General features: G+C 61.2%; 22 protein-coding genes and 1 pseudogene. 11 read left to right on the top strand and 12 right to left on the bottom strand.

What is annotated here, in order from left to right:
* Positions 1-621: 621 nt before the first annotated feature.
* Positions 622-1,554, bottom strand: coding sequence for a hypothetical protein (locus tag M1E04_RS15965; RefSeq protein WP_456291689.1), 933 nt, complete (start codon positions 1,552-1,554; stop codon positions 622-624).
* Between the two features lie 343 nt (positions 1,555-1,897).
* Between M1E04_RS15965 and M1E04_RS15960 the strand changes: the two genes are divergently transcribed.
* The 3 genes from M1E04_RS15960 to M1E04_RS15950 all read left to right on the top strand — a co-directional run bounded on the left by M1E04_RS15960 (position 1,898) and on the right by M1E04_RS15950 (position 3,544).
* A complete protein-coding gene (locus tag M1E04_RS15960) occupies positions 1,898-2,374 on the top strand; it encodes a GNAT family N-acetyltransferase (RefSeq protein ID WP_065989503.1) in 477 nt (158 codons plus the stop codon).
* A 361-nt stretch (positions 2,375-2,735) separates the two neighbouring features.
* Entirely contained in the window at positions 2,736-2,996 is a 261-nt protein-coding gene (locus M1E04_RS15955) for a DUF1652 domain-containing protein (protein WP_456291688.1), read from the top strand.
* A gap of 86 nt (positions 2,997-3,082) precedes the next feature.
* Positions 3,083-3,544, top strand: a complete 462-nt coding sequence (locus M1E04_RS15950) for a hypothetical protein (protein ID WP_456291687.1) — start codon at positions 3,083-3,085, stop codon at positions 3,542-3,544.
* Between the two features lie 12 nt (positions 3,545-3,556).
* Here M1E04_RS15950 and M1E04_RS15945 read toward each other — a convergent pair whose 3' ends face one another.
* A complete protein-coding gene (locus tag M1E04_RS15945; protein WP_456291686.1) occupies positions 3,557-3,871 on the bottom strand; it encodes a hypothetical protein in 315 nt (104 codons plus the stop codon).
* Between the two features lie 954 nt (positions 3,872-4,825).
* Here M1E04_RS15945 and M1E04_RS15940 point away from each other — a divergent pair.
* Positions 4,826-6,193 carry a pyridine nucleotide-disulfide oxidoreductase gene (locus M1E04_RS15940; RefSeq protein WP_456291685.1) on the top strand — a complete coding sequence of 456 codons (1,368 nt, stop codon included), beginning with the start codon at positions 4,826-4,828 and terminating at the stop codon, positions 6,191-6,193.
* Between the two features lie 84 nt (positions 6,194-6,277).
* On the opposite strand, the gene M1E04_RS15935 is transcribed toward M1E04_RS15940, so the two are convergent.
* A complete protein-coding gene (locus M1E04_RS15935; RefSeq protein WP_456291684.1) occupies positions 6,278-7,531 on the bottom strand; it encodes a M20/M25/M40 family metallo-hydrolase in 1,254 nt (417 codons plus the stop codon).
* A gap of 162 nt (positions 7,532-7,693) precedes the next feature.
* Between M1E04_RS15935 and M1E04_RS15930 the strand changes: the two genes are divergently transcribed.
* Entirely contained in the window at positions 7,694-7,930 is a 237-nt protein-coding gene (locus M1E04_RS15930) for a DUF465 domain-containing protein (protein ID WP_456291683.1), read from the top strand.
* Between the two features lie 280 nt (positions 7,931-8,210).
* Here the strand turns inward: M1E04_RS15930 and csrA are convergent, their stop codons facing one another.
* The 3 genes from csrA to M1E04_RS15915 all read right to left on the bottom strand — a co-directional run bounded on the left by csrA (position 8,211) and on the right by M1E04_RS15915 (position 10,996).
* Positions 8,211-8,399 (bottom strand): carbon storage regulator CsrA, encoded by a 189-nt coding sequence (gene csrA / locus M1E04_RS15925; RefSeq protein WP_065989520.1) that lies wholly within the window; start codon positions 8,397-8,399, stop codon positions 8,211-8,213.
* Positions 8,400-8,987: 588 nt separating this feature from the next.
* Positions 8,988-10,340, bottom strand: a complete 1,353-nt coding sequence (locus tag M1E04_RS15920; protein ID WP_065989522.1) for a GntP family permease — start codon at positions 10,338-10,340, stop codon at positions 8,988-8,990.
* Positions 10,341-10,468: 128 nt separating this feature from the next.
* Positions 10,469-10,996 carry a gluconokinase gene (locus tag M1E04_RS15915; RefSeq protein WP_369319398.1) on the bottom strand — a complete coding sequence of 176 codons (528 nt, stop codon included), beginning with the start codon at positions 10,994-10,996 and terminating at the stop codon, positions 10,469-10,471.
* A 267-nt stretch (positions 10,997-11,263) separates the two neighbouring features.
* Here M1E04_RS15915 and gntR point away from each other — a divergent pair, with 267 nt between their 5' ends.
* On the top strand, positions 11,264-12,280 hold the full coding sequence (gene gntR, locus M1E04_RS15910; RefSeq protein WP_065989526.1) for an HTH-type transcriptional regulator GntR: 1,017 nt from the start codon (positions 11,264-11,266) through the stop codon (positions 12,278-12,280).
* 18 nt (positions 12,281-12,298) lie between these two features.
* Here the strand turns inward: gntR and M1E04_RS15905 are convergent, their stop codons facing one another.
* From M1E04_RS15905 to glcD, 5 genes are all read right to left on the bottom strand, one after another.
* On the bottom strand, positions 12,299-14,476 hold the full coding sequence (locus tag M1E04_RS15905; RefSeq protein ID WP_410929549.1) for a malate synthase G: 2,178 nt from the start codon (positions 14,474-14,476) through the stop codon (positions 12,299-12,301).
* A 57-nt stretch (positions 14,477-14,533) separates the two neighbouring features.
* Positions 14,534-14,941: a heme-binding protein gene (locus M1E04_RS15900; RefSeq protein WP_065989530.1), complete on the bottom strand. Its 408-nt coding sequence runs from the start codon at positions 14,939-14,941 to the stop codon at positions 14,534-14,536.
* Between the two features lie 65 nt (positions 14,942-15,006).
* Positions 15,007-16,230: a glycolate oxidase subunit GlcF gene (gene glcF / locus M1E04_RS15895; RefSeq protein ID WP_456291682.1), complete on the bottom strand. Its 1,224-nt coding sequence runs from the start codon at positions 16,228-16,230 to the stop codon at positions 15,007-15,009.
* Between the two features lie 3 nt (positions 16,231-16,233).
* Complete coding sequence (gene glcE / locus M1E04_RS15890) at positions 16,234-17,331, bottom strand: glycolate oxidase subunit GlcE (protein ID WP_456291681.1); 1,098 nt, start codon at positions 17,329-17,331, stop codon at positions 16,234-16,236.
* Positions 17,331-18,830 carry a glycolate oxidase subunit GlcD gene (gene glcD / locus M1E04_RS15885; RefSeq protein ID WP_456291680.1) on the bottom strand — a complete coding sequence of 500 codons (1,500 nt, stop codon included), beginning with the start codon at positions 18,828-18,830 and terminating at the stop codon, positions 17,331-17,333. Before glcD ends, glcE begins: the two co-directional genes overlap by 1 nt.
* 283 nt (positions 18,831-19,113) lie before the next feature.
* On the opposite strand from glcD, the gene glcC reads away from it, so the two are divergent.
* From glcC to hppD, 3 genes and pseudogenes are all read left to right on the top strand, one after another.
* Positions 19,114-19,887, top strand: a complete 774-nt coding sequence (gene glcC, locus M1E04_RS15880; protein ID WP_192134293.1) for a transcriptional regulator GlcC — start codon at positions 19,114-19,116, stop codon at positions 19,885-19,887.
* Between the two features lie 125 nt (positions 19,888-20,012).
* Positions 20,013-20,643, top strand: a pseudogene (gene maiA, locus M1E04_RS15875) (maleylacetoacetate isomerase).
* 142 nt (positions 20,644-20,785) lie between these two features.
* A complete protein-coding gene (gene hppD / locus M1E04_RS15870) occupies positions 20,786-21,862 on the top strand; it encodes a 4-hydroxyphenylpyruvate dioxygenase (RefSeq protein WP_065989542.1) in 1,077 nt (358 codons plus the stop codon).
* A gap of 185 nt (positions 21,863-22,047) precedes the next feature.
* On the opposite strand, the gene M1E04_RS15865 is transcribed toward hppD, so the two are convergent.
* Positions 22,048-22,842, bottom strand: a complete 795-nt coding sequence (locus M1E04_RS15865; RefSeq protein ID WP_369319357.1) for an IclR family transcriptional regulator — start codon at positions 22,840-22,842, stop codon at positions 22,048-22,050.
* A 108-nt stretch (positions 22,843-22,950) separates the two neighbouring features.
* Between M1E04_RS15865 and hmgA the strand changes: the two genes are divergently transcribed.
* Together hmgA and fahA are read left to right on the top strand one after the other, a co-directional pair.
* Positions 22,951-24,267 carry a homogentisate 1,2-dioxygenase gene (gene hmgA / locus M1E04_RS15860; protein WP_456291679.1) on the top strand — a complete coding sequence of 439 codons (1,317 nt, stop codon included), beginning with the start codon at positions 22,951-22,953 and terminating at the stop codon, positions 24,265-24,267.
* Positions 24,264-25,562, top strand: a complete 1,299-nt coding sequence (gene fahA / locus M1E04_RS15855) for a fumarylacetoacetase (protein WP_192134283.1) — start codon at positions 24,264-24,266, stop codon at positions 25,560-25,562. Before hmgA ends, fahA begins: the two co-directional genes overlap by 4 nt.
* Positions 25,563-26,044 lie beyond the last annotated feature (482 nt).

Genomic DNA, 26,044 nt, shown 5'->3' with positions numbered 1-26,044 from the left:
CTCCCACAGGTAGGAGGTGCTATCAGCAAAATTGTTGGCGGCTGGGCTGACCTCTTCCCGGCTAGCCGGTCCCACTAAGGCAGCGCATGCATCAATTGAAATCGGCTCCGATGGTAGGACCGGCTTCAGCCGGGAAGCCTTTGATCTGCTTAAAACGCGCTTTTGATCTTCATGCACAAATAGCTCAGTCACCGCCAATCGCGACTTGGGTGCAGGCCGAATGTAGACGACGCGCAGTGGGCCGAGCGGCATGGATGCCGCGAGAGCGCCGCTAGGACATGGATGTCCGTTCGGCGCGGGCCCACGGAGCGTCGTCGGAGTGAGGGAACCCCGAGGAACGAGGGGCCAAACCAAGAGCAGGCACTTTTGCTTACTTTTGGTGCTTTTCAAAAGTAAGTCGCCGAAGGCGAAACAGTCTGCCCTTAGGCAGACGCTCTTGATCTCTAAAACTGACAGACCCACTTTCCGGCAGACCAAAAAAATCCGCGCTGCCTCGGGGAGAAAAGCGCGGATCTTTAATCAATCACTCAATCAATGCACAAACAGCGCAATCAAAATAATGATAGGGATTGGAATGCCGAGGAACCACAGAAGTAGTGAACGCATGATGACTCTCCTTAATCAGCGAATGCTGGAAGTATTGGAATAAGCACGGGTTTCGACATACGTCACCGCATCACGACGACGACCACCCCAGATGGCAGCAAGGCTCGCGACGAACGCACCGCACAGCAGCGAAACGAAAGTCCACAGCGCAGCGGTTGCAGCGGCCTTCGCGGCAGCGTCGGCAGCCTGTTGAGCTTTCAGCTTGGCATCAGCCACGGCCTGCTTGGCCTGACCATAAACCTGATCAACCCGCGCCTGGGCATCGGCCTGACTCATGTTGGTACGCTGAGCGACCAGCTGTGCCAGGTAAGTACGGTCTTCCGGGGCCAGCTGACCATCGTTGGCCATGGTTTTGGTGAAGATACGTACCACAACACCGTGCGCAGCATCATCGCTGACGGCGGCAGGGCGATCATCGCGGAACAGCGAATCGATGTAATAGCCATACTGATCGCTGCTGGTATTGCCCGCTGCAGAACCGGTCGCGGTGGCGGCAGTACCTGCAACACCGGCAACCGCGGTAGCGCCGGCTTTCACGCCGCTGCCAACGATGCCGCTGACCGAACCGACGATCAACACGGCAGCGACCAGCGTAGCGACTGCCCACGACAGGAAACCGTGCGCAGTATCACGGAAGTAAACTTCGTCACCGTGCATATTGGCCCATTTGACGCGCAGGCGGCCGGCGAGGTAACCGCCAAGACCGGAGGCCACGATCTGCGTCAGTGCGAGCCAGACGACCGTGGAAATACCGATGGTCTTCGCGCTGGCACCTTCGTTGGCCCAAGGCGACATCGCCGAGAAACCGAGGCCCGATCCCAGCAGGACCAGGATTAAGGAAAGCGCGGCGGCGCCGGCGGCACCCGCGAAGATGGCCCCCCAAGACACGCCTGAGACCGAGGAGGATTCTTCTACAGCGGCAGGATAAGAATCAGGTGAGACGTTCATTGTGCTGCTCCGTGCGAATGATGTTGTGCTTCTCCCCATTACGGTGCACTGCCTGTGCCAGCGATCGCTTCTTTAAAAAGACCAATAAAATCAGTAAGTTATTGAATAAGGTTTTTGATGTGTTCGTGCAAAATGCATGAACCCGATAAATCGACGGATGCGTTCTGCCCGGTCAATGGATTTCCATGCCTGTCAAAGGTTTGCGACAATCCTTTGCGACGAATTCCGTCAACGCGCAACATTCCGGCACATTTATGTGTGGACGTTGTCTCATAACATCAGCCCCGCAGGTTGACAGCCATAGTCCGCCCACGGCTCCTGTTTCTTCGAGAGGTAACCCAGCATGTTTGTCCATCGCCCCCTGGAAGAAAAAGACGTCCCTTTTATCTGCGACATGCCCCAGAGCATTGATGAGCTCTTCTATATGTTTCCAAAGGCGGTGTTCCCGCTGACACCGGAGCAGCTCAATGAATCCATCGCGCAGCGTTCGGACAACACCGTCATCGAATTGGACGGCCAAGTAGTCGGATTCGCCAACTTCTCCCGATACGATTTCAGAGGCCGTTGTTCCATGGGCAACGTCATCATCGATCCGCGCTTTCGCTCAAAAGGCGTTGGCCGCTACATGATCGGCTGCATGATGGAGTTGGCGTTCGGCAAACACGAAGCGGCGGAGCTGACCGCCTCCTGCTTCAACCATAACGTCCCCGGACTGCTCTTCTACCCCAAGCTCGGTTTCAAGCCTTTCGCCATTGAAGAGCGCCTGGACAAGCGAGGCGCGCGCGTCGCCCTTATCCATCTCAAGTTGCCTCGAAGCTGACCCACAGACAGCTTAATGACGCCAGTCGTCGGGCGCCTCACGGCTGCCCGACGAACGGATGAGCACAACCCTTGGCCCCTCCCGGGCGACAAATCCCATTATTCCGCCAATTAAGCGATGAGCCGCGGCGTTTCCAATCCGGTGAATCGTTTTTCCTCGAGCAACTTGGCTCGTGCGCAGCCATTTGCGGGTGGAAGGCAGCTGTTTGCCTCACTTTGGGGCGCGGCGTATAAGGTGAATATCCCTGATTGCCGGATGGCGGACGGGGTACGGGAAACTTCTCCACCTTCGTGGAATGGGGTATTGATAGTCAGGCGAGCGGCTGAACGCATCAACCAGTCCTGCCTGTGGAGGATTGACGATGATTGCCTGTACGCTCTCTAACCTGGAACTGCGCAGCATTATAGAAAGCGCGTTTCTGCCCCTGCGGTGTCACTGCACCGTACTGGAGGACCTGATGACGGTTGAAGTCATCGACCCCGCGACCGAGCACGTCGAACTGTTCGCTTCCAGTATTGCCTTGGACTCACTCGATAACAGCCACGCCTTGTGCGCGCTGATCCGGGCGCTTCAGGCCGAGCTCGCAAAGGCCAGGCATTACCCCCATGCACTGGCGAGCTGAGCGCATGGCTCTAGCAATAATCGCCGTTCGGCCTTATGTTGGTCAGCATCGGCCCTGAGAGGCCAGGCGGGATATTGAGGATTTGCATGGCGCAGGCGCAACCCGAGATCGAGGCAGTACAAGAGCAGAGACCAGCGGCACCCTTGCGCCGTCGGCGCAAGGTTATGATCGGCGTCGGCGGCCTGCTGGGCATTGTGGTGGTGGGCGCGGCGACGATTGTCACGATGCTGGAGCAGCTGGAAATGCGGAATGCCAGCTTCCGACCGCCCATGACTTCCCTGGAACGGCAACAGCTCTTGCCACCGGAGCCTGTGCTGGAAGTCAAACCTCAGGTGGAAGGCCTGCGCTACGGCGCCGCCATTTTGCCGGAGCAGGCTGCGAGCGCCGATTCCGCCACGCCTGAACAGGCGTCGGCCTCAGCAGCGGCTCTGCTGTTTAGCGCGCCGTCTTCGCCCCTTGGCCCTGCACCCCTCACGACACCTGATCCGCGGTCCGGCAAGCCAACGGGCATCGCTCAGGCGATCCACGTGCCTAACAGCACGCAGTAGGCCCCACCTTTTTCAATGCATCCGGCGACGGTGCTCATTTTCGAAGAGCAGTTTGAACTGCTCTTCGCCGTTGTCATGAACCGCATAGTGCTCGCGAACAGGCCCTGCTTCGATGCGGCCATCCATTGCAACGCGGATGACGGCTGACTTGGGCAGATAGTCCGGCACGTCACCGATGATCGTCAGCTCGCGCAGGCGGTGGCCGTCGTGTTCTATGGTCGTAAGCCGCACTCGGCAGGTTGCCTGCATGGGGATAGGCCCAAACAGCGTGTCCCGCGAATAATCAATTTCGGCGATGCTGGACCGACTGATTTTATCAGCATTCATAAGGTCACCTCTCTCTGTCCATTGGAAAGTGTTCAAGCATGACAATGGAGGCATGGCAGGCCGGAATAGTTCTCATCGCTGCTGACGATAGTTCTCCATTCATCTGATACGCCAGTGCGTGCCCGTGCTTTTCGGGAGAGTGATGGTAATTACCGGGGTCGATAAATCTGACGTCAATAAACACGAGGGCACTTAATCGGTTATAGGACAGTACAAGCGAAGCGTGACACTAAAAGCACGACGCATGTTGCGAAGAAAGCCGCTTATATCCGTCAGCGACCTGCGATCTGAAATTAAATTGCGAAAGGCTCTTATTTTATAAATCCATGGGCGCCTGCTTGTGCGGCGGAATAATGGCGTCATATTTAAAAAATCTATATAAAACAATGGCTTGTATATATAAATTGTCGGGCAGCGCGTTTTTTCGGAAAATTGACACGTTGTCGGTTATTTGCAACCATCACTTTACGTTTTCAAGTCTGATGATCTGCACTTAGTGCAAGCGTCGACACTTCTGTTTTCGGGATTAATCTTTGCAGACGCGCGACGAGGTGGCGGTAGCGTCCCTGGAGAAACCTTGAAAAGAGCAGCGTAAAGAGTAGGCACCCGGGCAGGCTCGGAAAAGGCCCCGCCACCCGGCAAGCAGCGTGTCAGAGCCTGCGCCGATTGATCGACCGCGCATTGATCATCCGACCTTCCAGAGCCGCAAACGTGACGCAAATCACCGCGGTTGTCATGCCTGCCGAGTGCAGTAGTTCAATAACAGCGCCTTTATTTTTCAACTTGAAAGTCCAGACATCGCCTCAGCGATAGCGGTTGAACGCGCACGCAAGTGCGGCGGTTTATAACGCACGTGGCGATACGGTAACGACCCAGCGTGGAGTGACAGTTATGCAAGGAGATCATCTGGAAACCGTTTGCGGTTGCGTAGTAGGGGGTGCCGGACCTGCGGGAATGGGACTGCTTTTCAACGCATTGAAAAGTGGCGCCATGCCAGAACTGGCCAAGGAAGGTTTAATCATTGTCGACGCAAGTCCCACGCCGGGCACGGGTCGTTTGGGCGATTACCGGATCACCGCCAACTCGGTGGGCGATGTGTTCCTGGATTGTCTGCGCGACCCGGCTTTGCGTGATGTATTCGAACCCCTCGAACATTCGCCCGCTTATTGGCGCATCCGACGTCAGGCGCAAAGTGCGCCGCAATTGGCGGACGTCGCCGAACTGCTGGCGGAAGCCTCGAAGCTGGTGCTCGACTTTATCGTCGAGCGGTACGGCGTGAAGTTGTGGAGCAGCACGACGATCACCGAGATCGTGCGCGACGGCGATGACTATCAGGTGTGGGTCGAGTCCGATGGCCGCAGTCAGCGAATTCGCAGCCGTGCAGTCGTCCTCAATCTGGGGGGTTGGCAGGACCCGCAGCATCTCCTCGACAGTTTGGCGGATCAAGGCCTCGCGGTGCCGCCCTCGGCGCAGATCGAGAGCGCCGATGCGCTGCTGAGAATGAATGCCGTGCAACTGCGCCACCTCTTCGCGAAGACGCTGGCGGCCAAGGGCCGGGTGTGCGTCGTGGGCGGTTCCCACAGTGCGTTCTCGGTGCTGGAAAACCTGGCCGACGCGCTGGAGTTTGCCGGTCTGGAGGAGGTCACGCTGGTCCACCGTTCGCCGATCCGCCTGTTTTACGAAACCGCTCAGGCCGCGCTGGATGCAGGCTATGTGTTCGATGGGGTCAGGGATGTCTGCCCGGTGTCGGGGCGGGTCAACCGGTCAGGCGGCTTGCGCTATCGGGCGCTGGACGTGGGGCGTGAAGCCCTGTCCAAAGGCCAGATCGGCAAGACCGGCGTACGCGTGCAGCTGCTGCAAACCCATCAGGGTCCGACCGATCAGTTCGAGCGCGCTCGTCTGGCGCTGGCGGAAGCCGACATCGTCGTGCAGTGCACGGGCTATCAGCCGTTGCTGCCAGCCTTGAGTCATGCCGGTGGTGAGGCCATCACGCTGATGGAGGTCAAGGGCGGGCTGGATTCAGATCCAACGGGTTGCCCGCTCGACGCCAGTGGTCAGCGCCTGCACGGCCTGCACCTGTTCGGCCTGGGGGCCGGGCTGGGGGTTGATCCGCGATTGGGCAGCGAAGCATCGTTTGACGGCCGCATCTACGGGGTCTGGCAGTTCCATCACGACGCCAGCGGCGTGGTGATCGATTCGGTCCTGACCCGCTTGCAGACCCCGGCACTGCAGCCGGTCGCTGCGACGCCACGGTGGGTGTCCAGTCGCAGCGAAGAACGTTTGCCGTTCCTCTGGCCCGTGCTGATCAACGCGCAATCCTGAGGCACATTGCAACACCTGAATCCCGGCGCTCCTTTGGTTAGGCAGCCCGGGATTTTTTTTGCCCGAGAGGCGACCAGGCGTCGGTCACTTGCCCGGAGTGTGCGTCGCCAGCTCCATGATCATCCGCGTCAGCAGGTAGATGCGCGGCGACACGCTGTCGACTTCCGCGTATTCCTCGGGCGTGTGAATATTGCCGCCAACGATGCCGAAGCCATCCAGGGTTGGCACGCCGACCCCGGCCGAGAGGCTCGCATCGGCCGCGCCGCCGCTGCCTTCGATGGTCAGTTTGCGGCCGATCTCGCCGTAGATGCCCTGGGCGATATCGACCAGTTTGTCGGTTTCCGGCGTCTGCGGCATGGGTGGCAAACCGCGCTCCAGGCGGGTGGTCACTTGGGTGTCCGGGATCAGCTTGTCAGCCGACACCCGCGCCAGATCCTTCTCGATGCGGTCGAACTCTTCCGGCACGGCGGCGCGCACATCGGCCTTGGCGGTGGCCTGATCGGGGATGACGTTGGTGCGATCGCCGGCGCTGAGCACGGTGAAATTGATCGTGGTCTTCTTCTCGGCGTCGCCCAGCTTGCCCAGTTGCAGAATCTGATGCGCCACCTCCATGGCCGCGTTGCGTCCCAGTTCCGGCGCGACGCCGGCGTGGGACGCCTTGCCTTTTACCTCAACCACTGCGGTGGCGCTGCCTTTGCGCCAGATCACCAGACCGTCGGCGGGGCGCCCCGGCTCCAGGTTCAGGGTCACATCGTGCTGTTTGGCGACCTTCTGGATCAGCGCGGTGGCGGCGGCGGAACCGGTCTCCTCGCTGGCGTCCAGCAGGAAGGTAATCTGCGCGTAGTCCTTGAAGTCGAGCTTCTTCAGAATCTTCAGCGCGTAAAGGCCGGCAACGATGCCGCCCTTGTCGTCCATCACCCCTGGCCCGTACGCACGGCCGTCCTTGATGTGGAAGGGTCGGGCGGCGGCGGAACCTTCCTTGAACACGGTGTCCATGTGCGCCATCAGCAGTATCTTCGCCTTGCCGCTCCCTTTTAGCGTCGCGACCACATGCTGGCTCTTGTCCGGCGCGGTGTTGGGGATCATCTCGATGGTCGCACCGAGCGCCTTGAGCTGGGCGACGACGATGTCACGCACTTGGGTCAGTCCCGGCTCGTAGCCGGAGCCCGTATCGATATTGACCAATTGTTCCAGCAGCTTCAGCGCGTCGTCCTTGGATTGCTCGGCATCCGCCTGAACCTGTTTATTGGGCTCGGCAAAGGCAGGCGCTGCCGCGGAGAAGGCGATGCCGAACGCCAGCGCGCTGGCGAGAAGAGAGCGGGAAAACGGTGAGGTCATGGTCGATCCTTGAAGTGGCATAAAAGGGCTGGAGAGACACCGTAGCCCGTTGCGCAGGATCATGCATGCCAAAACGCGTTATTCACATCGACAAAAACGCCGAACCTTTAGGCTGGGCTACCCTCAACATTCTTACGTCAGTCATCAGAGGAGAGGCATCCCATGCCGGTTAAGCACGATTTGTACGCGGACCTGAGCATCACCAAAGACGAGCTCGCCAAGCGCAAGGGCACCGACGCGAAGCTCAATGCCCTGGTCGAGCACTACAATGAGCTGGACATCCATATTGTCACCGCCGAAGAGGCGGGCGATATTCCCGACGATGAGTTGAAGAAGCTCAAGGAAAAAAGGCTGCAGGCCAAAGACACCATCGCCAGCCACCTGAATACCTCAGGCTGATCGGGTCAAACGACTCAGCAACTAAAACGGCCGATCTCTTATGGAGGTCGGCCGTTTTTAGTTGGCGATTCCGGATGCCTGACAACTTGTCGCGGCATCGGGAAGTGCATCGCCCAATACGCTGGATCTGTGTGTTCGCTCGCGCTTAGTTATCAGCGGGGGCGACTTCGATGGATCCAAAGTTCAGACGAAAAAAAACGGCGTCTGGTCAGTCGCCGTCGCCGATCTGTCAGCACCGGGTGGCCGCTGACAGTAATCGAATAAGCATAAACCGGAAAGTTTATTGCGGATCCTGGTCGGGTGCAGCCTCGGCCTTGATGCGCTTGTAGATTTCTTCGCGGTGCACTGAAACATCTTTCGGAGCGTTGATGCCAAGACGGACTTGGAGACCCTGAACGCCCAAAATGGTAACGGTGATGTCGTCACCAATGTTTATGCTTTCGCCGACTTTGCGGGTGAGTATCAACATAATCTTTTCCTTGATGGCCTCATGAAGCGCCTCTACCGGGAGGCTGGCGTGAGCCTTTGGGTGGTGGTGATTGCCGATTGCATCCAAATGCGTTCATCAGTATGACGCCATTGGTACGATTTTAATTCCCCAGGTTCATCGTCTTGTCACAGTTAGCGCCGCTCCTGGGTCGAACGGCAGGGGAATCTTGCCTGATACTGGCGGTAAATTCCCGTGCAAATCGGCCATCGTTTGATAGCCGGATTCCGCGCGGCGCCTATTCCACACTCCTTTAGCCTTTATTGCAAAGAACTCATGCGGGCCGGTGATGAAATTTTCATTAGATTGCCCCGTACGAGTTCTCAGAAAGGAGTGTAGGAGACTTCCGAAATGAGTACCGGCAAAACGCCGTAACTTTAATCGAATTGATGACGGGATGTGTGAACGGTTTTGTATCAAGCCCCGGTTTATCAGACCTGAAGACTCGGACGTCGACATCGGGATAGGAGCGGAAGGGGGCGAGGAGGGCTGAAATAACATGCCCACCGCGGGGGTGGGCATGGATGCAACAGGGGGGCATGGCCGCGTCAATATGCCGCGATCAATGCATCAGACGACCAGCGACAGCAGCATGATCAGGATGATGCCCACCACCGACAGGATGGTTTCCATCACGGTCCAGGTTTTCAGTGTTTCAGCCACGGTCATGTTGAAGTACTGCTTGACCAGCCAGAAACCCGCATCGTTCACGTGGGACAGAATCAGCGAACCGGCACCGGTTGCCAGAACCAGCAGTTCGCGGTTCACGCCCGGGATCATGCCAACCACCGGCGCGACGATCCCGGCACCGGTGATGGTCGCGACGGTCGCGGAACCGGTGGCGATACGGATCACTGCAGCCACCAGCCACGCCAGCAGAATCGGCGAGATCTGCGCCTGAACGGCCATGTGGCCGATCAGGTTACCGACGCCACTGTCCACCAGCATCTGCTTGAAGCCACCGCCGGCGCCGACGATCAGCACGATCGCGGCCACTGGGGCCAGGCTCTGGTCGAGCAGCTTGATGATGTGATCGCGGCTGAAGCCACGGGCCGAACCGAAGGTGTAGAACGCCAGCAGCAGGGCGAACAGGAGAGCAGCGATCGGGTGACCGATGAAGTCCATCCAGATGCGGAAGATGTGACCGGCTGGCAGCGCAACGTCGGCAAACGTCTTGAGCAGCATCAGGAACACCGGCAGCAGGATGGTCACCAGCGTGATGGCAAAGCTTGGCAGGTTGTCGTTGGTCGATTCCTTGGCAATCTGGTCCATCAGCTCTTTCGACGGGTTGCCCGGAATGCGCTTGGCGATCCATTTACCGTAGATCGGGCCGGCGATGATGGCGGTCGGGAACGCGACGATCAGACCGTAGAAAATGGTCTTGCCGATATCGGCGTTGAAGATGCCGATCGCCAGCAACGGACCCGGGTGCGGCGGCACCAGACCGTGGACGGCCGACAGACCGGCCAGCAACGGGATACCGATCTTGACGATGGACACGCCGCTGCGACGGGCAACGATGAACACCAGCGGGATCAGCAGCACGAAGCCGATTTCGAAGAACAGCGGGATGCCCACCAGAAACGCCGAAAACATCATGGCCCAGTGCACGCGGTCCTTGCCGAAGCGACGGATCAGCGTCTGGGCGATCTGGTCAGCACCGCCGGAGTCGGCCATCAGCTTGCCGAGCATGGTGCCCAGGCCGAGGATGATGCCGACGAAACCCAGCACGCCGCCGAAACCGTCCTGGAACGATTTCATCACTTTGTCGACCGGCATCCCGGAGGTCAGCCCGAGAAAACCGGCAGCGATGGTCAATGCAATAAAGGGGTGGACTTTGAACTTGGTGATCAGAAGCACAAGGCCAATGATGGTCACCAACGCATCGACCAGCAGATACGTGTCTTGAGTCATACCGAACATGGGGGTGTCTCTCCGTTGTATTTTGTTTTTTTGGAGCTGCTGCTTGACGCTGTCGCTCTCTGCCCTGTGAAGCAAGGGCAGCGTCATCAGAGACAGCGCTACCTTTGCCGCTCACGCCTGATCGAGGATCAAGAGCCGGTGCGCGCGGTGACAGATGGGGTTTGAGCCTCGGAGCCAGACTCGCTCCACCATGTGGCTGCTTCCTTACCGATGGTCTCGATCGATTGGGTCGCGTCCACCACCAGTGTGCGGTCCTCGTTATACGGAGGCTCGAGGGTCGCGAACTGGCTGTCGACCAGACTGGCCGGCATGAAGTGGCCCGGGCGATGGGAGCAGCGTTCGGTGGCGAGTTCCTTGGTCAGCTCCAGAAACACAAAGCCCAACTCCGGCACGGCTGCACGCAGACGTTCACGGTAGATAAGCTTGAGGGAGGAGCAGGTCAGGACGGGCTTTTCGCCCTTCTTTACAGCGGCGGCAACTTCTTCGCCGAGGCGGGTCAGCCAGCCGGCGCGATCGTTGTCGTCAAGGGGATGGCCCGCGCTCATCTTGTCGATGTTGGCTTGAGGATGGAACGCATCACCCTCGATCAGGCGGCCGCCGCTGTTTTTAGCGATGGCCTCGCCGACGGCGCTCTTGCCGCAGCCGGAAACACCCATTACCACGATGGCGGAAATAGCATGTGGAGCAGTAGTCATAAAAACCTCGTCCCGGAGACAGCGCTGTCTTCGCCGAATGGTGTGCAAGTCCGGCGAGACTGTTTCCAGGTGTAGTCATTGTTATGGGTATCTCGCTGATCCATGAGATGCAAAACCCGGTCGTGGAATCGATCGAAAAGTTGCGGGCCTCCGTGAGATAGCGCTACCTTAGAGCCCATCCCACACAATCGCAACCCCCGCAGCTTTCTTCCAATCAGTTGGCAACGCATGACACGTATTGGTTCCCGCTCCACCGGTCGTCCCACCCTCAACGAAGTCGCCAAACTGGCCGCCGTCTCGCCGATTACCGCGTCCCGGGCCTTGCGTGGCGTGGCCACTGTGGCGCCGGAGCTGGTGGAAAAAGTCCGCGCTGCTGCGCTGAGTCTAGGCTATGTCACCAATCCTGCCGCCCGGGCGCTGGCGTCTTCGCACAGTCAGTCGGTGGTGGTGCTGGTGCCGTCGCTGTCCAACCAGTTGTTCATCGAAACCCTTGAAGCGATTCAAACGGTTCTGCGCCCGCGCGGGCTTGAAGTGGTGATCGGTAACTATCACTACTCGCCTATAGAAGAAGAGAACCTGCTGCGCAGTCATCTGTCCCACCGGCCGCGGGGGATTCTGCTGACAGGGTTTGATCGCAGCGTGGCGGCGCAGCAGTTGCTGGCGTCCAGTGGCGTGCCCTGCGTGCACATGATGGAGCTGGACCCGACCCGTGCCGAGCCCTGCGTGGGGTTTTCCCAGCAACAGGCGGGTGCCGAGGCGGCGCGGCATCTGTTGAGCCGCGGCCGGCGGCGGCTGGCGTATGTGTCGGCACAGCTGGATCCACGGGTGATTCAACGGGGCGTAGGTTTTCGCGGCGCGCTGGAGCAGGAAGGGCTGTATGACGAAGCGCTGCAATTGGCGTCGCCGCTGCCGTCGTCCATCGGTTTGGGGAGTGAGTTGTTCGCCCGTTTGATGGAAACGCACCCGGACGTCGACGGGGTGTTTTTCTGCAATGACGACCTGGCCCAGGGTGCATCGCTGGAAGCCCTGCGGCGGGGCATTCGTATTCCGGAGCAGGTGTCGCTGATCGGCTTCAACGACCTGCCGGGCTCGGCGCACATGGTGCCGCGCCTGACCTCCATCCGCACCCCGCGCGAACAGGTCGGCCAGCGCGCCGCACAATTATTGCTCGGCTTGCTGGACGGCACGGTTCAAGAGGCGCAGGTGGATCTGGGGTTTGAACTGGTGGTGCGGGAGAGCACGTAGCTCGCTCGCACCCTTGGATCAATGCTCCTTCTTGAATGCGAGGCGGAACTCATGCAGCAGCGGTTCGGTGTAGCCGCTCGGCTGTTCGCGGCCTTTGAACACCAGCGCGCTGGCGGCCTGGAAGGCCACTGACTTCTCGAAATTGCCGGCCATTGGCGTGTAGGCCGAGTCCCCGGCGTTTTGCCGGTCGACCACCTTGGCCATACGTTTCAATGCATCTTTCACGTAGTCCTCGGAGACCACGCCGTGGCGCAGCCAGTTGGCGATGTGCTGGCTGGAAATACGCAGCGTCGCGCGGTCTTCCATCAGGCCGACGTTGTGGATGTCCGGCACCTTCGAACAGCCAACGCCTTGCTCCACCCAGCGCACCACATAACCCAGCAGCCCTTGGGCGTTGTTTTCAACTTCCTCGCGAATCTGATCCTCGTTCCACTCCGCCTTTTCGACGACCGGAATGCTCAGCAGATCCAGCAGAATGTCTTCGCTGATGCTGTCCAGGTCGACCTGTTCCAGCTCCTGCTGCACCGCTTTCACGTCCACTTTGTGGTAGTGCAGCGCGTGCAAGGTGGCCGCCGTTGGCGAAGGCACCCACGCGGTGGTCGCGCCGGATTTCGGGTGCGCGATCTTCTGCTCGAGCATGTCGGCCATCAGGTCCGGCATTGCCCACATGCCCTTGCCGATCTGCGCACGGCCGCGCAGTCCGCAAGCCAGGCCGACCAGCACGTTATTGCGCTCATACGCCTTGATCCACGGCGTGGCTTTCATGTCGCCCTTGCGCAGCATCGGCCCGGCTTCCATCGAGCTGTGCATCTCGTCGCCGGTGCGGTCGAGGAAGCCGGTGTTGATGAATGCCACCCGCGACGATGCCGCTTCGATGCACGCCTTGAGGTTGACGCTGGTGCGCCGCTCCTCGTCCATGATCCCCATCTTCAGGGTATTGCGCGGGATCTTCAGCGCGTCTTCGATGCGGCTGAACAGCGTGTTGGCGAACGCCACTTCGTCCGGGCCGTGCATCTTCGGTTTGACGATGTAGACGCTGCCGGCGCGGGAGTTGGTGCGGTTATGCAAGTCGTGCAAGGCGATCAGGCTGGTGATGACGCCGTCGAGAATGCCTTCGGGGATTTCCTTGTTGCCGTCGTAGAGGATCGCCGGGTTGGTCATCAGGTGGCCAACGTTGCGGATGAACAGCAGCGAGCGCCCGTGCAGGGTGATCGCGCTGCCGTCGGCGGCCGTGTACTGGCGGTCGGCGTTCAGGCGACGGGTGATGGTCTTGCCGTTCTTGACCAGCGCTTCGGTCAGGTCGCCTTTCATCAGGCCCAGCCAGTTGCGGTAGATCACCAGCTTGTCGTCGGCATCGACGGCGGCGACCGAGTCTTCGCAGTCGATGATGGTCGACAGCGCGGCTTCCAGCAGCAGGTCCTTGATCCCGGCCGGGTCAGTGCCACCGATCGGGCTGGCGGGGTCGATCTGGATTTCGATGTGCAGGCCGTTGTTCTTCAGCAGGATCGCATTCGGCTGGCGCGGCTCGCCCTGATAACCGACGTATTTCTCGGGCTGGGCAAGGCGCGACGGGCTGCCGTCGGCGAGGGTGACCAGCAATTCGCCGCTGTCCACCGCGTAGGCCTTGGCGCCGACGTGGGAACCGGTGGCCAGGGGCGCGGCTTCATCGAGCAGGGCGCGGGCGAAGGCGATGACTTTCTCGCCCCGCAGCGGGTTGTAACCGGCTTTGATCTCGGCGCCGTTCGCCGAGGAAATGGCATCGGTGCCGTACAGCGCGTCGTACAGCGAACCCCAGCGCGCATTGGCGGCATTAAGGGCGTAACGGGCGTTGGCAGCGGGCACCACCAATTGCGGGCCGGCCTGTTCGCTGACTTCGATATCCACCTTGTTGGTGGACACCTGGACCTGCGCCGGTACCTGCTTGAGGTAGCCGATGCTGTCGAGGAAGGCGATGTATGCCGGCATGTCGTTGACCGGGCCGGGGTTGGATTTGTGCCACTTATCCAGCTGAGCCTGTAGGCGGTCGCGCTCTTTCAGCAGTTCGCGGTTGACCGGGGCGAGGTCGTGGACCAGCGAGTCGAAATCGGCCCAGAACAGCTCCGGGGTCAGGCCTGTCCCGGGAATCACTTCCTCGTCGACAAAGCGCTTGAGGTTGGCCGCCACTTTAAGGTTGTGGCAATTGACGAACTCGGTCATCTCGGTCTCCATCATGAATTGGGTTTGCAGCGTTGCGGCAGGCGGTCGCGGCGGGCGTTATTGCGCGCTCACCGCCGCCACCCCTGCCTTGGCCACTTGCGCATCCTGGTCGGCTTTGACGCCGGACACACCTACCGCGCCGATAGTCTCTCCGTCGATGATCACCGGCACGCCGCCTTCCAGCGACGTCAGCAGTGGCGCGGTGACGAAGGCGGTACGCCCGCCGTTGACCATTTCCTCGTAACCCTTGGATTCACGACGACCCAACGCCGAGGTGCGCGCTTTTTCGATGGCGATGTACCCGCCAATCGGCGCGCAGCCGTCCAGGCGCTCGAAGCCCAGCAGGTGACCACCGTCGTCCGTCACGGCGATGGACACGGCCCAGCCGTTGTTCTGCGCCTCGGTGCGTGCCGCGGCGAGGATCTGGGTGACTTCGGTCTGGGTCAGTACGGATTTGGTTTTCATGCAGTTCTCCTGAAGGCAAAGGGTGTCATGAGTGTGCGTCTGATACGGAGCCAGGGCGCCTGCAATCAACTTGGAGGCAAGGCGTCCTCGATGAGTTCGATCCAGTGTTTGACCGGCGTGCGGTTGGCGCTGGCCAAGTGCGTCTGACAGCCAATGTTGGCCGTCGCGATCACGTCCGGGTTGCCGCTTTCCAGCGCGTTCATTTTGTTGTCACGCAGCTGTTTCGCCAGCACTGGCTGAGTCACCGAATAGGTGCCGGCCGAGCCGCAGCATAAGTGACTGTCGGGCACCGGTGTGAGGTTGAAGCCCAATCGGGTCAACACCGACTCAACGGCGCCGCCGAGTTTCTGCGCGTGCTGCAGCGTACACGGGCAATGGAAGGCCAGGGTCTGGCGCGTGCAACCGCCGAGCTGTTCAAGGGGTTCGGCGCGCAGCACTTCAACCAGGTCCAAGGTGCGTTCGCTGATGGCCGCCGCTTTTTGCGCATAAGCCGGGTCATTGCGCAGCAGGTGGCCGTAATCCTTGACGAAGGCGCCGCAACCGCTGGCGGTCTGCACGATGGCCTCGGCACCGGCCTGAATGCTCGGCCACCACGCGTCGATGTTCCGACGTGCGCGCTGCAAGCCTTGTTCCTGGGCGTTCAAGTGGTAATCCACGGCGCCGCAGCAACCGGCCTGGGCGATGGATGTGATGCTGATGCCCAGCCGATCCAGCACACGCGCCGTGGCCGCATTGGTGTTGGGCGACAAACCGGGTTGCACGCAGCCTTCGAGAATCAACATCTGTCGCGCATGCTGCCGGGTCGGCCGCGCCTTGGCGGGGCGGATGTTGCCCGGCAGCTTGGTCTTCAATGCGCCGGGCAGCAGGGGCCTGAAGGAATTGCCCAACTGGGTCAGGGATTTGAACAGGCCGGCGTTTGGCACCACGGCCCGCAGGCTGTCCCGCAGCAGACGCTGGCCGAGGGGGCGCGGCACGGCGGCGTCGACCACCTCCCGGCCGATGTCCAGCAGGTTGTGGTAGTCGACGCCGGAGGGGCAGGTGGTTTCACAGTTGCGGCAGGACAGGCAACGATCCAGGTGCAACTGGGTTTTCTCGGTGACCTCCTTGCCTTCCAGCACTTGCTTGATCAGGTAAATGCGCCCGCGCGGTCCATCCAGTTCGTCGCCGAGCAACTGATAGGTCGGGCAGGTGGCGTTGCAGAAACCGCAGTGCACGCAGCTGCGCAAAATGCTTTCCGCTTCCTCGCCACGGGGCAGGCTCTTGGCGTGGTCGCTCAGGGTCGTCTGCATGGTTCAGATCTCCGCGTACATTCGGCCCGGATTGAAAACTCCGTGCGGATCAAGTTGCGCCTTGAGCTGGCGGTGGTAGCGCAGCAAGGGCGTGGCCAACGGCTGAAAAGGGCTGTCGTCGACGCCGTGGCTGAAGCAGGTGGCGTGACCACCTGCAGCGCTGGCGATCCGCCGAATCTCGCTGCCGCTGGCGTCGGATTTCAACCAGCGTTGCGCACCGGCCCAGTCGATCAATTGATCCCCCGGCAGGTCCAGCGCCGCCGTGCTGACGGGCAATGACAGGCGCCACAGCGGCCGCCCATCGGTGAAGAACTCCAGGCGGTGTTCGTTGAGCGCGCGCCAATAAGCCGGGTCGATGGATTCGCCGCCCAGGCGTTCATGGGCCGCCGCGACCGAACCTTCGCCGCCTTCAAGACGCAAGCGCAGCACGCGGCCGTCATGGCTGGCGGCGCTGATGGGCAGCGGTTCCTGACCCCATTGCGCCAAGCGGGCGAGGGCGGTGGCGCTGTCCATTTCCAGCGCAATGCTGGTGCACAGTCGCGGCTTGGGCAGGACTTTCAACGAGACTTCGGTGATCAGGCCCAGGCAGCCAAAACTGCCCGCCATCAAGCGTGACAGATCGTAACCGGCGACGTTTTTCATCACCTCGCCACCGAAACGCAAATGCTTGCCGAGACCTGTGATCACCCGCGTGCCAAGGACGAAATCCCGCACCGAGCCTGACCATGGACGGCGTGGCCCGGACAAGCCTGCGGCGACCATGCCGCCGACGGTTCCATCACCTGCGCCGCCATCGCTGTAGCTGGGTGGCTCGCAGGGCAGCATCTGACCGGCGTCTTCCAGCGCGGCATTCAGCACCGACAACGGCGTCCCGGCGCGGGCGGTGATCACCAGTTCGGTTGGGTCGTAGGTGACGATGCCACTGTGGATGCGCGTATCGAGCACGTCACCGGCCACCTCACGACCCAGGAATACCTTGCTGTTGGCGCCTTGAATGCGCAGCGGCAGGGCGGACTGAATCGCCTGATTGACCTGTTCCAGCAGTGCGTCGCTGGCATCGCGCTCCTGGGCCACGAAGGCTGGCTGACGTTGGGCATCCATCAGAAACGCTCCAGTTCAGGGAAGGGCAGCTTGCCCATGTGCACGTGCATGGCACCGAATTCGGCGCAGCGGTGCAGGGTGGGGATGTTCTTGCCGGGGTTGAGGGTGCCGGCCGGATCGAACGCGGCTTTTACCGCGTGAAACAACGTCAGCTCGTCACTGTTGAATTGCGCGCACATCTGATTGATCTTCTCGCGGCCCACGCCGTGCTCGCCGGTGATGCTGCCGCCGACCTTCACGCACAGCTCCAGAATCTTTCCGCCCAATGCTTCGGCGCGGTCCAGTTCACCGGGTTGGTTGGCATCGAAGAGGATCAGCGGGTGCATGTTGCCGTCGCCGGCGTGGAAAACGTTGGCGACGCGCAGGCCGTATTCTTCCGACAGCGCGGAAATACCCTGCAGCACGCCGGGCAATTCCCGACGCGGGATGGTGCCGTCCATGCAGTAGTAATCCGGCGACAGCCGACCGACCGCCGGGAAAGCGTTCTTGCGCCCGGCCCAGAAGCGCACGCGTTCGGCTTCGTCCTTTGCCTGGCGGATCTCGGTGGCGCCGGCGTTTTCCAGCACGGCGCGAACCCGGTCGCAATCGGCGTGAACGTCAGCTTCCACGCCATCGAGTTCGCACAGCAGGATGGCTTCGGCGTCGACCGGGTAGCCGGCGTGGATGAAGTCTTCAGCGGCGCGAATAGCGAGGTTGTCCATCATTTCCAGGCCGCCGGGGATGATTCCTTCGGCGATGATGTCACCCACCGCGCGCCCGGCTTTTTCCACCGAGTCGAAGGCGGCCAGCAGCACCCGCGCCACTTGGGGTTTGGGCAGCAGTTTGACGGTGACCTCGGTGATCACGCCGAGCATGCCTTCGGAACCGGTGAACAGCGCCAGCAAGTCGAAGCCCGGTGAATCCAGCGCGTCAGAGCCCAACACCATGTGCTCGCCCTCGACCGTGAGGATGTCGACCTTGAGCAGGTTGTGCACGGTCAGGCCGTATTTCAGGCAATGCACGCCGCCGGCGTTTTCCGCGACGTTGCCGCCGATGGAGCAGGCAATCTGCGAGGAGGGATCAGGCGCGTAATAGAGGTCGTAGGGCGCGGCGGCCTGGGAGATGGCCAGGTTGCGCACGCCGGGCTGCACGCGGGCATAGCGCCCGGCAGGGTCGATGTGCAGGATTTTATTGAAGCGCGCCATCACCAGCAGCACGCCTTTTTCCAGGGGCAGGGCGCCGCCGGACAGTCCGGTCCCGGCACCGCGCGCCACCACCGGCACGCCGCGCTCGTGGCAGACCTTCAGCAGCGTCTGCACCTGCTCGATGCGCTGGGGCAGCACCACCAGTATCGGCGTCGTGCGGTAGGCGGAGAGGCCATCGCATTCGTAGGGGCGCAGTTCTTCCTCGCGGTGGAGGATGTCCAGATCAGGCAGGCGGGATTGCAGCGCGTGCAGCAGCTGTTGTTTGTCGATGACCGGCAGGACGCCGTCGACGCGTTCGTCGTACAGGATATTCATGATGGGTTCGCAACCCTGTCTTGTTTTTATTGGAGGCCCGTTCCGTGACGGAACGTGAATGGCTGGCTTGCATCATTGGCTCAGCGGGGCTTAGTGTCTACCGGGTGGGGCGGTGGTCGAACCAGTTTATTGAAGAGAGGTGATGAAATCTTCGGCCAATTGCCTTTTTTATCAGTGAGATAGCTCGGCACGCGGTGTTCGTCATTTTTAGGGTTGCCCGTGGTCATACCAGTGCCCAGTGTGTCTGGCCCAGTCTTTTAAAGCACTCAAGGAAGTCCGAACCATGCAAACCACTCAAGCCCAACGCCCGCAGCAGGTCGCCGATGTGGTCAGCGAGCGCATTGAGCGGCTGATTGTCGATGGAGTGCTCAAAGTCGGTCAGCTGTTGCCTTCCGAACGGCGGCTGACCGAAAAGCTCGGTGTGTCGCGCACCGCCCTGCGCGAGGGCCTGCAGCTGCTGCGCGCCAGGGGCATCATCGAAACCCGCCAGGGCAAGGGCTCGTTCGTCGCGCAAATGGGCGGGCTCGGGCTGACCGCCAATTCGCCGCTGATGCACTTGTTCGCCTCCCAGCCGCGCACGCTGTATGACCTGTTCGAGGTGCGCAGCCTGCTGGAAGGGGAGTCTGCGCGGCTGGCGGCGCTGCGCGGCACTGACGCGGATTTTGTGCTGATCACCCGCGCCTACGACGCACTGGTCGCTGGCCACGATCACCCCTTGCCCGCGTCCGAACACGCGCGGCTCGACCATGCGTTTCACCTGGCCATCTGCGAAGCGTCACACAACCCGGTGCTGGTGCAGACCCTGCGTTCGTTGACGGATCTGCTGCTGAACACGGTGTTCGCCTCGGTCAACAACCTCTATCACCGTGACGCCCAGAAGCGGCAGATCGATCGCCATCACGCTCGGCTTTATAACGCGGTGACCGGGCGGTTGCCTGAGCAGGCGCGCAAAGCGGCCGTGGCGCATATCCAGAACATCTGCGACAACCTGCGGGAGATCGAAAGCGAGGAGCAACGGCTGGTGCGCGCCACCCTGCGACTGGAGGGCTGGGCCTGAGCCACGCGGGAGGTTTACGCGTGTGGACCTTGGCTTGACACCCATCCCGTATTGCCGCAGCTTACGCATTGCGTAAGTCGCTTACGCCGTAGTGAAAACCAAAACAACAATAACAGGCCATTCCCGTGGATCTTTTCACCTACTACCGATCGACCTCGAGCTACCGGGTGCGCATTGCCCTGGCGCTGAGGTCTCGCGTTCAACGCATTGCCGGTCAACCTGATCCGTGACGGCGGCGAACACCACACGCCCGATTATCTGGTGATCAACCCCCAGGGCCGCGTCCCCTCTTTAAGGCTGGACGACGGCGAGGTGATCATCCAGTCCATGGCGATCATCGAATACCTCGAAGAATTATGCCCTGAACCTGCATTGCTCCCCGACGCGCTGCTCGACCGCGCGCGCCATCGGCAGGTCGCCGCGCTGATCGGCTGCGACATTCATCCGTTGCACAACGTCGCGGTGCTGAACCGCCTGCGCGGCATGGGTCACGACGAAGGCGATGTGACGGCGTGGATCGGCCACTGGATCGGCGAAGGCTTCGCCGCAGTGGAGGCCCTGATTGGCGACGCTGAGTTTTGTTTTGGCGCGGTTGGCCTGGCCGATGTGCACCTGTTGCCCCAGGTCTATGCGGCGCGACGCTTCAACGTGGACATGACTCCGTATCCACGCATTTGCCGGGTCGAAGCGCTGGCGTTGCAGCATCCGGCATTTCAGGCCGCCCATCCCGATGCGCAATCGGACAAGCCGGAGTAATCTTTCCCCCATGAAAAGCTTCGGTCTGCAATTGATCTTCGGCGACTTTCTCGCCCGCAGCGTGCGGGGGATTTCCTGCGCGCCACCCGCTGAATCGTGATTCGAGCCGCTGTGCCTCTCACTATTTAGCAGGAGCAAGACCGTGACTGATCTCTACGAAAACCCGATGGGCCTGATGGGCTTTGAATTCATCGAATTCGCCTCGCCCACCCCGAACGTGCTGGAGCCGGTGTTCCAGATCATGGGCTTCACCAAAGTCGCCCATCACCGCTCCAAGAACGTGTCGCTCTACCGTCAGGGCGCGATCAACATCATCCTTAACAACGAGCCGAACAGCGAAGCGTCCTACTTCGCTGCGGAGCACGGTCCTTCCGTGTGCGGCATGGCCTTCCGGGTCAAGGATTCGCAACTGGCCTACAAGCGCGCGCTGGAACTCGGCGCCCAGCCTGTGGAAATCGGCACCGGGCCGATGGAGCTTCGCCTGCCGGCAATCAAGGGCATTGGCGGCGCGCCGTTGTACCTGATCGACCGTTTCGGTGAAGGCACCTCGATCTACGACATCGACTTCGTGTACCTCGAGGGCGTCGACCGTCACCCCAAGGGCGCCGGTCTGCAATTCATCGATCACCTGACCCACAACGTCTATCGCGGGCGGATGGCCTATTGGGCGAACTTCTACGAGAAGCTGTTCAACTTCCGCGAGCTGCGCTATTTCGACATCAAGGGCGAGTACACCGGCCTGACCTCGAAAGCGATGACCGCGCCGGACGGCATGATCCGCATCCCGCTGAACGAGGAATCCTCAAAGGGCGCCGGGCAGATCGAAGAGTTTTTGATGAAGTTCAATGGCGAGGGGATTCAGCACGTCGCGTTCTTCACCGAAAACCTGATCGACACCTGGGACCGGCTCAAGGCGCTGGGCATGCGCTTCATGACCCCGCCGCCGGACACCTACTACGAAATGCTCGAAGGCCGTCTGCCCAACCACGGCGAGCCCGAGCATGAGCTGAAAGCGCGGGGGATCCTGCTGGATGGCAACTCCGAAGGCGGCAGTCAGCGTCTGCTGCTGCAGATCTTCTCGGAAACCCTGATGGGGCCGGTGTTCTTCGAATTCATCCAGCGCAAGGGCGACGATGGCTTCGGCGAGGGCAATTTCAAGGCGCTGTTTGAATCGATCGAGCGCGATCAAGTGCGCAGGGGAGTGTTGGCGGTGGATTGAAGTACGCAGCCCGATTTGGTGCACGCGATATGTCTGTAGGACCGGCTTCAGCCGGGAAGGGGCCGGTTTGAACACCCTCAATTTTGTGGCGTAACCGCCGACGTCTTCCCGGCTAAAGCCGGTCCTACACGAGGAACGCGGTCCGTCAGTGGGAGCGCGGTCCTGCCCTTTGTGATCCTGACCAATCACTCCAGCCGCGGCATTTCCCCACCCATCCGCGCGCTGATCGCCTGTGCCGTTTGCAGCAGTTTCTGCGCGGCCGTCGCCTGGCGCTGATCGGTAAACACCGACGCCGAACCCACCACCGTCACCACACCCACCAGCTTGTTGCCCATGGCAAACACCGGCGACGACACCGCGTTGACGCCGGCCATCAACATCCCGTGAATCTGATGCACCCCGGTGCTGCGGATTTCGTGGACGTGCCGATCGATCTCCTTCAACTGCGCTGCATTCAACGAAGCCGATTCCGCCTCTCTCAACGCGGCGGTTTCGGTCGGCGACAGAAAGGTGTCGAACACCAGCCCGGTGGACGAACCGAGCAGCGGCAGCACCGAACCGATCTGCGTGACCAGGGTGACCGCCCCCAGCGACTGCTCGACGTACACCACCGTCGGGCCTTTGTTGCCCCACACGGCCAGAAAGCAGGTTTCGTTGAGTTCGTCGCGCAGGGCGATCAGGGCCGGGGCAGAGGTCTTCAGCACATCCAGCTGGCTTAACGCCGCAAGGCCGACCTGCAGCGCCGAACGCCCCAGACGGTAATGGTTGCTGGCCGGGTCCTGTTCGGCAAAACCGCTGTCCACCAGCGCTTGCAGGTAGCGATGCACCTTGCTGGCCGGCATGCCGACGTATTCGGCGAGTTTCGACAGTGACGTGGCAGGCGCCAGTTCGGCCAGCGCCTTGAGGATGCCGACGCCGACCTCAGCCGACTGGACTTTCTGCTGGCGCGGCGCGGTGGCGGGGGTGGAATCGTCGGTCATGGAAGGGAGGCCCCCGGTCTGGAAAGGCTGCTTTATAGCTTGACCCTTCTGCAAACTCAAATTACGTTATGCGTAACAAGCTTACGATAAAAACAATAAGAGGTCGTCATGTCGACAGCACCCCGGTCCGAGTCCCTGCGCTACCAGTGCGGATTCGGCAATCATTTCAGCAGCGAGGCGATGCCGGGCGGTTTGCCCCACGGGCAGAACTCGCCGCAGCGTCACCCGCTGGGCCTCTACGCCGAGCAATTCTCCGGGACCGCGTTCACCGTACCCCGCGCCGAAGCCCGACGCTCCTGGCTCTATCGCATTCAACCCTCCGCCGCGCACCCTCGTTTTCAGCGCCTTGAGCGGCAGATCCCCGGTCAGCAGCAAGGCCCGGTCACACCCAATCGCCTGCGCTGGAATGCGTTCGACGTCCCCGCCGAACCCACCGATTTCATCGACGGCCTGCATGCCCTGGCCAGCACCTCGTCTACCGAACAGGCCGAGGGCGTAAGCGTCTACGTCTACACCGCCAACCGCTCCATGCAGCGCGCGTTCTTCAGCGCCGACGGCGAGTGGCTGATCGTCCCCCAACAGGGCCGATTGCGCATCACCACCGAGCTGGGCCTGCTCGACATTGAACCCCAGGAAATCGTCGTGCTGCCCCGTGGTTTGAAATTCAGCGTCGAGTTGCTCGACGGCACAGCGCGGGGCTATCTCTGCGAGAACCACGGCTGCCCCCTGCGCCTGCCGGACCTCGGGCCGATCGGCAGCAACGGCCTGGCCAATCCCCGGGATTTCCAGATCCCCCACGCGCATTTTGAAGACAGCGCACAGCCCACCGTGCTGGTGCAGAAATTTCTCGGCGAACTGTGGGCCACCACGCTGGGTCATTCCCCCTTCGATGTCGTCGCGTGGCATGGCAACAACGTCCCGTATAAATACGATCTGCGCCTGTTCAACACCTTGGGCACCGTGAGTTACGACCACCCCGATCCGTCGATCTTCACCGTGCTGACTTCGCCGAGTGCGGTGGCGGGTCAGGCGAACATCGATTTCGTGATTTTCCCGCCGCGCTGGATGGTGGCGGAAAACACCTTCCGGCCACCGTGGTTCCACCGCAACCTGATGAACGAATTCATGGGGCTGATCGACGGTGCCTACGACGCCAAGGCTGCAGGTTTCATGCCCGGCGGCGCGTCGCTGCACAACTGCATGAGCGCCCACGGCCCGGACAATGCCAGCGCCGAGAAGGCTATCGCCGCCGAGCTGACGCCGCACAAGATCGAGCAGACCATGGCCTTCATGTTCGAGACCGGCAAAGTTCTGCGCCCCAGCTATCACGCGCTGGAATGCCCACAGCTGCAAAGCGACTACGATGCCTGCTGGGATGGCATCGCCAGAACGTTCAAGCCTTTCGACACGGACAGCCAACGATGAGCACTCCACAGCATCCGCGCAGCTGGGTGACCAGCGCCAACGACCATCCTGATTTCCCCCTGCAAAACCTGCCCTTGGGCGTGTTCAGCCGCCCCGGTTTCGGCAAGCGCGGCGGCGTGGCCATCGGCGATTTCGTTCTGGACCTGCAGACGGCCCTTGAGGCCAGCCTGTTCAATGGCGCCGCGCGGGTGGCCGTCGAAGCCGCCTGTCGCGGGCAGTTGAACGACTTTTTCGCCTTGGGTGGTTCGTCGCGCCAGGCCCTGCGCAACGAATTGCTGCACTTGCTCGACGAAAAAACACTGCAGCGTGAACGCTTGCAGGCCATGGGGGATCGCCTGCTGGTGCCAATGGCGGACTGCCAGATGCACATGCCTGCGCAGGTCGGCGACTACACCGATTTTTACGTCGGCATTCATCACGCGATGAACGTCGGCAAGCTGTTCCGCCCGGACAATCCGCTGTTGCCGAACTACAAATACGTGCCGATCGCTTATCACGGCCGGGCGTCGACGCTGGGTGTGTCCGGGATGCCGATCAGGCGCCCCAGCGGGCAGACCTTGAAACCGGGCGCCGAGACACCGGACTTCGGGCCGAGCAAGCGCCTGGATTACGAACTGGAAGTGGGCGTGTGGATCGGGCAGGGCAACGAGGCCGGCGAGCCTGTCCCCATCGGCAAGGCGGGTGAGCACATCGCCGGTTTCTGCTTGCTGAACGACTGGTCGGCCCGGGACCTGCAGGCCTGGGAATACCAGCCGCTGGGGCCGTTTCTGTCGAAGAGTTTTGCCACGAGCATTTCGCCGTGGGTGGTCACGGCCGAGGCGCTGGCGCCGTTTCGTGCGGCCCAACCGACGCGTCCCGAGGGTGACCCGCAGCCGATGGCTTATCTGTTCGACGAGCAGGATCAGGCCGGGGGCGCGCTGGACATCGAGCTGGAAGTGCTGCTGCTTACCGCGCGGATGAAAGAGCAGGGCGTCGCGCCGCAACGGTTGGCCCTGAGCAACACGCTGAACATGTACTGGACCGTCGCGCAGATGGTGGCCCACCACAGCGTCAACGGCTGCAAGCTGCAAGCGGGCGATCTTTTCGGCACCGGCACCTTGTCAGGCCCGCAACCCGGTCAGCTCGGCAGCTTGCTGGAAATGACCGAAGGCGGAAAACGCGCCGTCGAATTGTCCAACGGCGAGACGCGGACCTTCCTGCAAGCGGGCGATGAGGTGATCCTCAAAGCGCGCTGCCGCAAGGACGGTGAAGTGAGTATCGGGTTTGGCGAATGCCGTGGGGTGGTGGTGGGCTAAAGCCAGTCCACTGGCACAGCGCATGCTCTGAGTAGGGCCACGCACTTTTAGTGGGACCGGCTTCAGCCGGGAAAGCGTCATGCGTGACACCCCGTAATTGATGGCGTCTACATGGGCGTCTTCCCGGCTAAAGCCAGTCCTACGGTCGAGATCACCGCCGATTTCTCTGGACGCATGGGATGTTTCGTAGGACCGGCTTCAGCCGGGAAAGCGTCATGCGTGACACCCCGAAATTGATGGCGTCCACATGGGCGTCTTCCCGGCTAAAGCCAGTCCTACGGTCGAGGTCACCGCCGATTTCTCTGGACGCATGGGATGTTAGTAGGACCGGCTTCAGCCGGGAAAGCGTCATACGTGACACCCCGTAATTGATGGCGTCTCCATGGGCGTCTTCCCGGCTAAAGCCAGTCCTACGGTCGAGGTCACCGCCCATTTCTCTGAGCGCATGGGATGTTAGTAGGACCGGCTTCAGCCGGGAAGAG

This window comes from Pseudomonas sp. AK106 (assembly GCF_053903055.1).
The sequence above is the reverse complement of the archived record's forward strand: the minus strand, read 5'-3'. Positions and strand labels throughout refer to the sequence as shown.